Here is a 13527-nt window from a genome sequence, read left to right on the forward strand (position 1 = left end):
TATCGCCTACTGCAAGACTGGGGTGGATATTTTAGTAATTTGATTGAGTACGACTGCAGTATCATCAGCGAGCCACATTTTTAAGCCCTTGCCAGCAATCACATCAGTAGCAACTTCATGCCAATCAGTTTCTCGTCCCAATTTTTGAGCATCAGTTTCGCTACCTGCATATATCATCGGTATATGCGCTTCACCACACGGTCCATCTTTAATCGCTAGATCAACTCGACGCCAAACCATTTCCAGTAGCGAAGTCACCGGCTTAAAGTTGATGTAATCGATTTCAGATAACTGAGCTAAATAGAAATTACCGTCAGTACCGAAAATCTCAATAAAACCGCCTAAGGTATCATCAAGATCTCTTATTTCTTGATTGGTTTTATCGTTTATAAGCAGGCTGACTTGCGGACGTAAATCTTCAAGACTATTGGCGCATTGAGTCACATCATCTTGGGAGTCGACCATCGCTAAACGTAACTTCATTAATGCTGCAACATAAGCATCAGATTCAGCAAAAAGCTGAGGTACAGCTTTGCCTGCCATAAAATCAATTCTGGCTTGTTCTGCTCGGATCAACTGACGTAAGTTAGCTGCACCGATTAAAAAATCAGGGTGTTTTTGCACTAAAAAGTTTAACTGTTTGTCAGCCCGTTCAAGCTCACCATTAATACACAACAACTCAATATGTTGACCTTTTAAATCAATGTTCATTGGGTCGTCTTTTAGCTGTGTCTCAACTAACTGAATGGCTTCTTGTAGCTGGCCATTTTGCAGCATTTCTTGAATCTTTTTCATTTGATACCTTTGTGTTAATTTCTTGATGTCAGCTCAGTGACCAATTTAATGCTGGACACCATTTGATCTAACTGAAAATGAGGTTGTAACTGAATAATCGAATAGAAGTGCCCGGGCTTACCGCGCATTTCTTTTACTTGAACTTGGGCACTTCGCAGCGGATATTTACTTCTTACATCATCTGAAGATACGTCTGAAGCGGTGGTATATTTGTGCAGCCACAATTGCAGTTCGCGCTGGCAAGCTTCGGCAGAATGAAGTGAACCAATTTTTTCACGGCCTAACACTTTAATGTAATGGGCAAAACGAGATACACACAAAATGTACTGCAACATTGAGGATAGTTTTGCATTAATATTATCTTCAAGTTGTTCATATTTTGGTGGTTTCTGCACAGAGGCATTACTGTAAAACACTAAGTGTTCACAACCTGATACTGGAGATAAAGGGATGAAACCTTGATCAGAAATCGACTTTTCAGCCCTATCACTGATTAACAAATCCACTGAAGGTTTCTTGCGTTTTCGATATAAATCTGGCTCGTATTGACTGACCGCAAGGTCACATACTAGGCCTTTCTTACGCGCACCGGGTTCTAAACCGCGGATATGGCCAAACCAACCTGATTCGCTAAATGCGCGGATTAATACACCACCAAAGGCATAAGCAGCATTACCCCATAAATGGTCTTTTTTGGGATTTTTAATCGATTCTTTAAACTTAAAACCTTCGCTGCGGCTACCATCGATAAGATAAGGGGAACGCATTAGGATGTTGGGCATAGTTAAGCCAATAAAGCGAGAATCATCCATTTTTCGTAACGAGTTCCACTTAATATACTCATGCTGCTCAAAAATTTTGCCCATGTTCATATGAGCAGATAAATCAGCAAAGTCATCTGCACCAAATAATGAAGGACTGGCAGAAGTGATAAATGGCGCAAATGCGGCCGCAGCAGTACGCGAAATTTCTTTTAAAATATCAATGTCGTTGGTGGACACACCTGGGCGGTTCTTATGGGTGATTTGATAATCACCAATTAACGTGCCGAAGGGCTCGCCACCAGACATGTCATATTCGTTGTTATAAATCAGTTTAAAAAAATCACTTTGATCAAATTCAATCGCCCGATTAATGTCTTTAGACAGTGTTGTCCAACAACAATCGAGCATTTTAACTTTTACTTTCTGGTCTTTGTCATGTAAATCTTGCTGTTGAACTAAATACAATACCCCACGCCAACTAGCCTCTAAAGCTTGAAAAGCATTGTGATGAATGATGGCATTGAGTTGTTGTTCTAGCTGTCTATCGATACGATCAATAGCCTTAAGCAGAAAAGGTAATACGGAGGTTTTATCAAATTGAGTCAGCGAATGGCTCGAGTTTTCTAACCAAAGCAATAACGACCTAGTCGAATCCGACTCTCGTAAGAATCGTTCGACTAAGTGTTTATTTTTTAGTGCCTTTGTCGTTGAAGATACTGGCTTTTTAATTCCAGTATCTTCTTTGAAAATTTCACTTGTTACAAATGAAATGGTTTCTTGAGGCATCGTTTGTTTCTATCCTTGAAAACAAATGAGGGTCACTGCGTTAGCGGGTGATTATCCTACTTTAGGGATTTTTGCGACTAAACGTAAAGACGCCGTAAGCTCTTCCATCTGCAACCAAGGACGTAACCAGGCAACGGCATTGTATGAGCCCGGTTGACCAGGGATCTCTTTCACCACAACTTTAGCGTCAGCCAATGGATACTTAGCGCGAATGTCTTGTCCGCCACCTTCAGATGCATTAACAAAAGATAAAATCCAGCGATTTAACCAAGACTCAACATCTTCTGCTTCCATGAAGCTACCAATTTTGTCGCGGGCCATCACTTTAAGGTAATGAGCAAAACGAGACGTTGCCATTAAGTAAGGTAAACGTGCTGAAATTGCAGCATTAGCGGTAGCATCATGGCTTGTCATTATTTTTGGTTTTTGACATGACTGAGAACCAAAGAACACGGCATAATCAGTATGCTTATAATGACAAAGAGGTAAGAAACCTAATTTACTTAACTCTGCTTCACGGCGATCAGTAATACCAATTTCCGTTGGACACTTTAAATCTGGATCACCGTCATCACTGGTAAATACGTGTGCAGGCAAGCCTTCAACCTTACCACCGCCCTCGGCGCCGCGAATAGCAGTACAGAAGCCATATTTACTGAATGCTTGGCCCATATTGGTAGCCATAACGTAAGCCGCATTCATCCAACAATAATCATTATGATCAGCCACTTTAGAACGGCCACTTTCTGAGTCTATTTCAAACTCTTCATAGCAAAACTCTTCTACAGGCTTGGTCGCTGAGCCATAAGGAAGGCGAGCCAGCACTCTAGGCATAGTTAGAGTCACGAAGCGAGAATCATCACTGTCGCGGAAAGAGCGCCACTGAGTGTATTCTAGAGATTCAAATACCTTTTCAAGATCGCGAGGTTTGCTCAGTTCAGTCCACTCATCAAAACCAAATAAAGATGAACCTGCAGCCGAAATAAATGGACAGAAACCAGCAGCGGCAACATTAGACATTAATGACAATGATTCAACATCTTCTGGATGATTAGTAAATTCATAATCACCCACTAAACAACCATAAGGTTCGCCACCCGGAGTACCAAACTCTGATTCATAGATCTTTTTAAACATTTGGCTCTGATCAAACTCAACCGCTTTACTTAAATCTTTATGCAGTTCTTTTTTAGACAAACTCATTACACGAATTTTAAGTGTTTCGTTGGTTTCAGAGTTTTTAACGGTATGGTGCAAACCACGCCAGCTACCTTCAAGTTTTTGCAGTTCTTCATTGTGCATAATTGAAGCTAATTGTTTAGAGATAACGTCATCTAAACGATTAATAGCCTTATTGAATGTCACAGTGAGGTTTTTATCCCACTGAACAGTACCTTTAAGGGCTTCTTCGGTTAACGAACGAATTAATTCTTCTGCACGAGAAGAATCGGTTTGCTTTGTAGCAACGATAGCTTGCTCTAAAATAGAAACACTCTGTGCTTGCTCTTCAGATACAGCATCTAATGACGCGGCTTCCATGCTCATTATTCCGCTCCTTTGAGGTTAAGTTCACCAGCCAACTTGTCTAGGCTGGTAGTGTTATTTAACACTTCTTCTAAGATATTTTCGAGATTCTCAGAGCGATCAACTTTTGTCATCAAATCACGAAGTTTGTTACGGGTTTCCATTAATTTTCTTAATGGTTCAACCTGATTAACAATGGCAGCAGGTTCAAAGTCTTCAATGCTATTAAACTCTAATGCTACATTCATTTCAGAATCATCGCCGGCAAGAGTATTAGGCACTAAAATATTTAACTTAGGGCTCATACGCTTTAACACATCATTAAAGTTATCACGGTCGATTTGTACAAAACGGCGGTCTTTTAATGGCTTTAAATCTGCGGTGTTGTGACCAGCAAAATCACCCGTAACACCAATAACAAAAGGCAGCTCTTTTTTTACTACAGCACCTTCGGTTTCGACATCATAGGTAATATGGACACGGGGTTTTCTTACTCGCTTTAATTTATCATGTACACTCATATGAACTCCTTTCAATAATATGTTGAGTAATCAACTACAGATCATTCTTCCGTTTTTATTCCAGATAACTTGAAAAAGCCATTTCTTGCTTCACCATCTTGGATTAATTCTTGTAATAACTCGGGCAAACTTAGGTCACTCCAGCGTATGACTTGCTCAATAGCATAAGACATTGGCGAATGTGGCTCAGTACGTCGAAAAAAGTCCGCTATCGTCTCAAGATGACTAATAGCTTGTGCCCTAGAATTAAGTTGTCCTTCAACACCTGAAGGCGTTGAATGATGAGCAGTAGTATCACCGTCTTGCTGTTCGTCAATCTGTTGTTCTTGCGCTAAGTTAGCTTTATTCTTTGCAATTATTGGTGCTGTAATTGAACTAATTTGCAGTGCACAGGCTTCTAACGCTTTGCGAATATAACTCGTCGGTTGTGGATCACCGCTCATCGCGTCATCCATTGAAGCCGACAAACGGCTAAATGCACTCATAGCATTTTGTACATCGCGATCAAGCTCGATAAAGAAACTGTCGGAGGTTTCCTTGATGCTCTGCTCGACGTCTTCAAGTGAGACTGAACCAGAATCGAAGCGCTTTTCTTGCTTATCTTTATCTAAGCGACTTGTATCTAGCGCCTGTTCATATTGCCAAGTCGAGTAAACAATTCCGCCATCGGTGATAGGGATCGTTCTTATTGGATGAATTAGGGAACCTTCACTTTCGATACCATTCAAACCAATCAGCGGTGCAATTCGCTCCGCTAAATCATTTGGCTCTGGAGTGGGATAAAGCGTGTCCCAATAGCGCTCGATTAATTCTGCTGCTAGGGTAAAACCAAAATACAATCCTTTGAACCCATGTAATCGACATGCAGCCTCGATAAACCAAGCAACATATTCGATATCTTTTGATTGTTGTTTTAAAATATTCGGAACTTGCTCAAATATCGGTCGCCACTCAACCGAGACGGATAACACATCTTCTTCATCGGTTAACGCTTTTCGTTCTTTAGAGCGTGCAATATTGCGCACGTCTTTAAGTAAATAATACGTTGAGGTTGGACTAATATCTTCGCGAGGATCAACTCCAGATTCCGCATCAATGGTAATGGGAAGAATTAATTCATCGATAGTTAAATTCTTTAGCTTACTCAATCTAATTCAATCCCTGAATAAAAATGATTTAATGTGCAATAATAAAAGTATAGAACTTCAAAAACAATACTTAATAGTCTTTAATAGAACTAAAATAAGATATATTGCCCACACCTAATCACAATGGATAATAAAGAAAACAAAAAACATCCTATGTAATTACATTCGAAATAATTACACCCAAAAGAATTACATCATAAGTAATGTTGTCCATACAAAAAACAATAACACTTATAATAAATATTAACGTTACAACCCATTTATATTCTCTATTATAAGGACAACTTATTAAGTGTGACTAAATATCGGTATGGTTTTATCGCTATCATCGATAATATTAATGTTCTTATGTGAGTTCTTGACTAAAATACACGTAACATTATCTCTTGCATTTCTGACCAATGAAGCGTGAAGTAGTGCTAATCCTGAATCAATAATATTTCCAGATTTTATTGTTCTTTCAATCTCAATATCATTTAGTTCTTTGTTTAAACCATCACTACAGAGTAAAAAAACATCACCATCTTTTACCTTATCGGTTCGGTAGTCTATGTCCAATTGAGTATCAACACCTACCGCTCGCGTGATCACATTAGCTAAAGGGTGTGTCTCCGCCTCTTCAGGAGAAAGAAGCCCTTCATCAATCATGTCATTAACTTGGCTATGATCTTTAGTCATTTGCTTCATTTGCTGATCACGCATCAAATAAATCCGACTATCGCCAACCCATAGCAAATGATATTTATCTTGATATAGCCACAGCACAACGACTGTGGTGCCAGCTACCTTGCCATCAAAATCATGTTCACTCATTTGCTGTAATATACGATTACTATCAATTAGTGATTTTTTTAACACCTCTAAAGTAATTGTTTCTGCTTCAAGGTGCTCAACAGCCTGCTGGATGCCGTCGATAACTAACTGACTGGCGACATCTCCGGCGGCATGTCCACCCATTCCATCAGCAACGACCCAGACACCTAAATGTGGTAACTCAAGGTAAGCATCTTCGTTAATTTCTCTAACGGTTCCTCTATGAGTTAATGCGTGACTTAAGTGCATGGAGTTTGCTCCTTAATAAGCTCCGCAGTATTCCAACCACGTTGTCCCCATTGACCATTTAACATAGAGATAAATTGACTTATTTGCGGTAAGCCTTCTGTGATGATAGTGCATGGCCCTACTTCATCAGATCCTTCAGTCCACCATATACTGTAACAATCAAAGCGCTTTCGGTATTGCTGATCCAGTAATAACAGTACATCAGGTGAGTTATCCCCCTGAAATACCCATGCTTTCTTATTTCGGTCTAGAGATTCATTTTCGACAAATCTGTCGTTATTAGCAGCAACAGAAAGAGGCTCTTTAGTAATAGTTTCGAGCCAATGCTCTAGAACAGTTTCATCTTCAAGAACTTGCAATATATGTTTTTCAAAAACATCAACCCACTGATTTTCTTGCCATCCTCTTAAAGCAGATTGGTTGTGCAATCCGGCCAGCGTAAATGGATAGTGGCGCCCAACATGATCGATACTAGGAATCACTGTGCCTACAACAGCTTGATCACAGCAAACACCTGCAGATAACGAAAAGTGCCATATAGGGCTTGTGAGGTAATAGTCCAACCAATTATGTTCAGTTTGTTCTTTACTCACCGCAATAACAGCTTGTAGCCAGTCATTCCAATTTTTTAGAAAATCAACATTCAAGTTCTGCTGAATAAAGTCACCTTTTGACGGGACTTTTCCACAGTAACCTACTGATGTTAAAGGTTCGCAGGACATCTAAACGTCTCCATATTTGCCATCCAAAATGGATTGTTAACACTGTTTGCTGTCAATTTAAGTACAGCACTGTAACCTTTAAGGTCAATAAGTAATTTGCCATCTTTTTTAGTTTGTGGACGCTTTTTACTTAACTCATCCAATAACTTAAAGAATGACCATTCACCTTCATACTTCTTGTTGATTGAGCGACCACCATTAGGCGGTGAAAATGCAATTCGAGTTTCGTTATTTGCCCCAGGACCTGGCCAAACAAATAACTCTTTGCGAGTAGGACCGTGACGGTATTTAAGCTGCTGGCTGTCTAATTCAAATAAAAACATACTCACATTCTGATCTAATAATTCAGGTTCCAATGAAAAATTGACAATAGGCTGCCTAGAGCCTGGCTCAAAAAATGCTTCTTTAATGGTTTCAGCGCGCTGGTACATTTCCAAGATGTCATTACGAATGCCAATATTACGCTTAAAACGCCAAGGTTTTTTGCTGGTATCCACATGAGCGGCTAAGTATTGATCCCAAAATTTATCTAAAGTACCGCCGTAACCAAAAAACTTACTAAAATCTTTTAACCTGACATCTTCTTTAGATTTACGATCAAATGGGTATCGTCCAGCAATGGCTCGGTTAAATTCAGCCAATACTTGCGACCGCCAAATACCGTTAAATCGCTGACTTTGATTTGATTTGGCAAATGAGCGTGTACGGGATGCAACATCACTAAGTAAATTATTGATTGGACTTGGTAAATCAATCAATTGCTCAGATAAAGCCATGCCTAATTGAGCAAAGCTTTCTTCTGTGGCTTGATTGATTACATTACCTTGCCCATCAGCTTGCAATGATAACTTAGTGTAATTTCGATTAAGTGCTCGTAAGGTGGTTTGAATCTTATCAATGTCTGCAAGATTAATTTTAAGTAGCTCAGCAAAAGCATATTCAACATCTTGGCCAGGTAAATCCTCCTCTGATGTAATATCAGTGTCTGGTAACAGGCGATTTAAGCGTGCTTTTTTAGAACGAAAGGCGATATCCGACAGATTATCTGCCACTTCAGCTGCAGCCTTTAAATTATTCGACTCTGCCGGCAGTTTGGTTAAATTCACATTTTTCTGTACTGCGGCAATAATGGTCTTTATCGGTTGATCAGGACTGGCAAGCGCTGCCGTAACGAGCTCAGCTTCTTCGCGGGTAGAATAGGGTTTAATCGCGATATCATTTAAGAAATCTTCCCAATAAAAAATATAATCACGAATATATCTCTTTTCTAACTCTTGGGTTATCAGCGCTTTAGCTTGCTCATCTAAATCAACTAAATCGTCTCCATAAACCCAGCTGTCGGCAGTTAGATTCTTAACTATTTTATTCTTTTCTATATTAAAAATGCCATGAAAACCATTGAAGGTATAAAGCCCTGGGATACCCTGATTGAATTGACGGCCACTGATGAACATCAGCCCATCTAAACTGTCTAAACTCAACATGTCGACCAGCTTAAAGTCTGGAATACTGCTATTTGCAAAATCACTTTTCAAACGCTGATAAGCTCGTTCAACCAGTGGCAACATGGTTAAATTAACTCGAGCACTATCAACTGTCGAACTGTCATACTGATGACCTCGAATCCCCAAAGAAAGCAAGGTATCAATATGCTGGTTGAGTTGTACCCGCACATCACGATTAACATCACCAACAAGGTTTCTATCAATATAAGCGGAAAACCACACTTGAACATCGCTCTTATCAAAATGCTCAGGGAAATAGAGCATTAAGTATGTTTTTAATGTTTCATATAAATAATTAAGATGATCACCATTGGCATCCATTTCATCACTTAGCACGGTTTGTAAGAAAGGCATCAAATGCGTTTCTAGTGCGCGATGGTAAGCGGCTGTAGCAGGCTGCTTGAGCTTATCGCCTTGGTACAAACCAAAGGTTTGTGCGTCCTCGGCCTTATCGGTTCCAAACCCCACAGGTAGATCACGAATTAAGGTTAAGCCTTTGGTTAATGTAATCACATCTGACTTAGCATTTAACCCACCATTTGTAATGGTTTTATAGGCACTAACACCTTGATAAGTATCATCAATCAACTTGCGATTCCAATCATAACTTTGCCACCAAAAATAACTTGCAAGCAAGGTGACGCCAGCGGCCACGCCCACTGAGACTTTTCGTAACAGTCGGTTATGATTGGTATGTTTACGATTGGTTGATGCTAAGTTTTTCTCAGGAAAAATAACGTCTTCTAACAGTCGTTTTATAAAGTAGCTTCGTTGTTTATTGGCTGCAAATGTTTTTGTTTTACTCTTGATCCCACTGGATAAATGACTAGAAAGATGGTCTATTGGGGTGCCTTCTTGAGTCGCACTGGTGAGATAAACACCGCGTAATAATGGGGCTTCTTCATAGGCATTGGGAGCAAAAATTTCTTTCAAAAAATCATCAGCAGAACTTTGTAATAATCTCAGCTGTTTAGGAAATTCATAAATTGCAGCACGGCGCTCTAGGTCTCGCTCATTTTTCAAACGGCTATTGAGTCGTGCGTTTAAATTAAGTAATAAATCGTGAAATTCCTTATTAAATGAACTGACGATATCAGTGTCTTCGGTATCGGCATTGAGAGGGAAGGTAATACCCCAAATTTGCTCACAATCTTCTTTAGTTAAATCGTCAAAAAATTCATTAAAACCTGCAACTAAATCAGATTTAGAAAACAATACGTACACAGGAAAAGTCATACCAAGCTGATTTTGCAGCTCTTGTAATCGCTGTTTGATTGCGCGAGCATGTAAGTTTCTTTCTGTCTTAGTTTGGTTTAATAGATCAGACATGCCCATGCTGATGATGACACCATTAATGGGGCGAACTGGACGGTATTTTTTTAATAATCCCAGAAATCCTTGCCATGCACGAGAGTCTTGTTTTACATGGCTATCTTGAGTGGTATAACGACCGGCCGTATCAATTAATACTGCTTTATTAGTAAACCACCAATCGCAGTGTCTTGTGCCGCCGACACCTTCAATCATGTCTACACCCATTTTTTCTTTTAATGGGTATTCCAAACCAGAATGCTGAATTGCAGTCGTTTTTCCGCTTCCTGGTGGACCAATCATGATATACCAGGGTAATTCGTAAATACTTTTATTTTTAGTGAGCTTGGTATTTTTGAGAATATCTAACGCTTGGGTCATTTTATTCTGTAAAACAGTGATTTCACCTTTCGCAGAATCATCTCCCGACGCGCTATTATCGTCTTCACCATTAATTAAGCTATCAACCATTTTCTCGCTTTGCTTTTTGCTCTTCAACTGCCGAGAAAAATGGATTGCCCCAAAGATGATAACAATAACAAGTAATAGAATAATCCGCGAAGCTGCGGTGGCTAATGGCTCATAGCCGGCGATTGCCACCAATGGGCCGCCAAACCAAATGAGTAATGCTAAGCACAGAAAACCTATAATGGTAATAGTCCATTTAGATTTAAGTGTATCGACAATTCCCTTGCCAATTGATTTCAAAGACATTTATGTTATTCCTTTATGTCACATTAAAACAATAAGTCGATTTCGATTCGACGGTTTAACGCGCGATTTTGTTCGCTATCGTTAACAACACGAGGCTCAGACTCCCCTCGCCCCTCAGGCCATAGACGACCACTTAACGATGCGTTATTAGCGAGAACATTTGCAATTGATGTGGCTCTAGCCAGCGAAAGATGCCAATTTGATGGATATTTAGAGGTAAAAATTGGTTCATCATCGGTATGACCCGTGATCAATATTTTGCCATCAGTACTCTCAAGTGTGCGGGCAATTTTAGCGAGAATGGCTTCAAAATCTGAACGAGGTTGGGTGCTACCTGACGCAAATAATTCAGTAGCACCAATGCGGATCCTCACTCGGTCACTTAATTGCTCTACTTCGAGGAGATTTTTGCCTATTTCGGTTTGTAACAGTTGTTGCAGCAATAAGGCTTCATCACGGCTTATTTGTTGCTGCGCTTCGACGGTTTTTTCCCATGGAACTATTGAGGTTAATTCTTTGTAAGCGACTGATGAATAATGGTTAATGCTATAACTAAAGCCCATGTAAATAAATAATATGACCACGCCAAATAATGCCCCAATCACCCATAAAGGAAATGGCTGTTGAAAGGTTAAATTTGGCACAATATTCTGTCGCCACCCAGGAGATAATTCACGGTGGAAGTCGCCTTTACAGGATTGAATCGCTAAGTAGGTTTTTTCCCGTAATGCTTCAAGTTTTTGATCGCCTTGAGGTTCAACTCTCATTTTGCCGACAAAACCTAGGGTTAAACATAAATACATGAGTTCAAGCAAATTACATTTTTCTGCAGGATGACGCAGCGATGCATCAAGTAAAGTATAGAAATACTCACCGCCTAAGGTTTCATGATGAAAAGTCGACAGTAAGCTGTCAGATGCCCAATAGCTTTGTTCTCCCCAAGGCGTATTGAGTACAACTTCGTCGATAAAACAACACAGGCAATATCGGGCAGATTTAATGTCATCAGATGCTAAGTTTGCATTACGAAGCTGCTGTTCATAATGCTTGATCAACTCAACGCAATGTACCCGTAATGTGTTCACGTCATCATGCTGGGTACTGTTTCGTAATTGAGTACAGATCGATAATAGCGTGCCCGCAAAATCAACTAACGGATTTTGCGATAGACTAAGTTGCGAGCGATTATCCCGATTATCATTACGCTGTTCTTGGATCAGAGTTTTTTGACTATCATCATCGACTTTTGTTTTATTGCCAGCCATACCCGCCCCTTTCCCTGGACGAGGTTTAACGATGGTTTTATCGTTCACAAAATTATCCTTAATGTTTTGGCGTTTAAATACTCACAGCCCAAAGTTCAAGTTGTAACTCTGGATATGCGCCAGAAATATGCATAGCAACACCGCCACTCGATTTGAGCTTTATCCAATGGCTATTATTTTTATCTAATTGGAAATAGTGATAACCAGCGTGATATGGCACTTGTCTTGGCGCAACGGGTAAATTTGAAATGCCAATGCCTGCTAATTGGTTATTAACCAGTTCACGGATTGTTTCAACTGAGCCTATTTTGATTTGCGAAGGCAAACGCTGACGTAGCTCGTCATGCGGCACATTAGCTTTAACAGCAAGAATGAACTCAGCATTATCAAGCATGCTCTTGTCTGCAATAGTCGAGAAATATACCCCAAATTTGGTCTTCTCAAGAATGAGTTCCGTAGCACTTTGTTCTAATACACTGCTTAAGCCATGATTGACAATGACCATTGTATTGCTAAAAACATAGGTCAAATTATCATGCTGATAAGTCGGGAATTTAGGCGGACGCTTATTAGGACTGCTAAATGTTGACAGTTCACCTGAGAAACTGATTAATGTGCGGTATAACAATTCCGGATGGATATGATTAACGACTGCGTAATGTTCAAAAATAGGCTGATATTTGTTCAAAAGCTGCAACATTAAAAAATCGGCAATCGAACTTGAAGTCCCTTGAGATTGACTTAATCGAGCCGCAATCGCTTCGGCACGCTGATTAATCATGCCCGTAACTTCAGTGGTCATATTCATCAAGGTTTTAATGTGTTCGATGCCTGTGCATGCAGGAATAAACTTTTTATCTAACCGAATTACGCCTTCCTCTGATACGTCAATAACACGAGCGATGGCAATAGACACATATCCAGAACGATCTTCACTCTGTAACTTGAAACGGCAGTCCAATTTTGCCACTTGTAGCACTTCCATTGCATCTGAGCCAACACTGGTATCAACAATGTTATGATCCTCATAGATGTAACGGGTAATTTGATTCTGCTCAGAAGATGAAATATTGACACCATTACTTTTGGCAACAGGCAGCACGAGATAGACCAATTGATCAATTGTTCCTGCTGGGACTGTAATAGATGTCGGCAATAGGCTCTGCTCTGGTAAGCAAACCAGAGTATTATCCGGAAATACGCAATCAATACGGTCTAAACCAAACTGCCCTAACGGAAGCAAGCCATAATTGACTTCGTAGCTTACAATCCCCCAGGCCAGTGGATTATTATTTTTGGCCATACGCGCTTGCTGATGCTGCAGAAAACGCTCTTGCTGCTGCATATGTTGTGGACGAAGAAACATGCCCTCTGTCCATGCTATTGGGCTAAAATCGCTCATAATTTCCC

Annotated in this window: 10 protein-coding genes; all 10 read right to left on the bottom strand. The window is 40.0% G+C overall.

Annotation, left to right across the window (positions count from 1 at the left end; translation table 11 throughout):
• Positions 1–6: 6 nt before the first annotated feature.
• The 10 genes from GW828_RS01755 to tssK all read right to left on the bottom strand — a co-directional run bounded on the left by GW828_RS01755 (position 7) and on the right by tssK (position 13519).
• A complete protein-coding gene (locus tag GW828_RS01755; protein WP_124015789.1) occupies positions 7–795 on the bottom strand; it encodes a type VI secretion system accessory protein TagJ in 789 nt (262 codons plus the stop codon).
• Positions 796–809: 14 nt separating this feature from the next.
• Positions 810–2345, bottom strand: a complete 1536-nt coding sequence (gene tssC, locus GW828_RS01760) for a type VI secretion system contractile sheath large subunit (RefSeq protein WP_182697094.1) — start codon at positions 2343–2345, stop codon at positions 810–812.
• A gap of 51 nt (positions 2346–2396) precedes the next feature.
• Positions 2397–3890 carry a type VI secretion system contractile sheath large subunit gene (gene tssC / locus GW828_RS01765; RefSeq protein ID WP_182697093.1) on the bottom strand — a complete coding sequence of 498 codons (1494 nt, stop codon included), beginning with the start codon at positions 3888–3890 and terminating at the stop codon, positions 2397–2399.
• Positions 3890–4390, bottom strand: coding sequence for a type VI secretion system contractile sheath small subunit (gene tssB, locus GW828_RS01770; RefSeq protein WP_124015787.1), 501 nt, complete (start codon positions 4388–4390; stop codon positions 3890–3892). The genes tssC (GW828_RS01765) and tssB overlap by 1 nt, the downstream gene beginning before the upstream one ends.
• Before the next feature lie 41 nt (positions 4391–4431).
• Complete coding sequence (tssA, locus tag GW828_RS01775) at positions 4432–5538, bottom strand: type VI secretion system protein TssA (RefSeq protein WP_124015786.1); 1107 nt, start codon at positions 5536–5538, stop codon at positions 4432–4434.
• Between the two features lie 288 nt (positions 5539–5826).
• Positions 5827–6600: a PP2C family protein-serine/threonine phosphatase gene (locus GW828_RS01780; protein ID WP_273057008.1), complete on the bottom strand. Its 774-nt coding sequence runs from the start codon at positions 6598–6600 to the stop codon at positions 5827–5829.
• On the bottom strand, positions 6591–7322 hold the full coding sequence (tagF, locus tag GW828_RS01785; RefSeq protein WP_182722282.1) for a type VI secretion system-associated protein TagF: 732 nt from the start codon (positions 7320–7322) through the stop codon (positions 6591–6593). The genes GW828_RS01780 and tagF overlap by 10 nt, the downstream gene beginning before the upstream one ends.
• Positions 7304–10852: a type VI secretion system membrane subunit TssM gene (gene tssM, locus GW828_RS01790; RefSeq protein ID WP_182757118.1), complete on the bottom strand. Its 3549-nt coding sequence runs from the start codon at positions 10850–10852 to the stop codon at positions 7304–7306. Before tssM ends, tagF begins: the two co-directional genes overlap by 19 nt.
• A 23-nt stretch (positions 10853–10875) precedes the next feature.
• Complete coding sequence (tssL, locus tag GW828_RS01795) at positions 10876–12165, bottom strand: type VI secretion system protein TssL, long form (RefSeq protein WP_273057005.1); 1290 nt, start codon at positions 12163–12165, stop codon at positions 10876–10878.
• A gap of 25 nt (positions 12166–12190) precedes the next feature.
• Positions 12191–13519 carry a type VI secretion system baseplate subunit TssK gene (tssK, locus tag GW828_RS01800; protein WP_273057003.1) on the bottom strand — a complete coding sequence of 443 codons (1329 nt, stop codon included), beginning with the start codon at positions 13517–13519 and terminating at the stop codon, positions 12191–12193.
• Positions 13520–13527 lie beyond the last annotated feature (8 nt).

The sequence above is a fragment of the Shewanella vesiculosa genome, assembly GCF_009994065.1.
Lineage (GTDB): Bacteria > Pseudomonadota > Gammaproteobacteria > Enterobacterales > Shewanellaceae > Shewanella > Shewanella vesiculosa.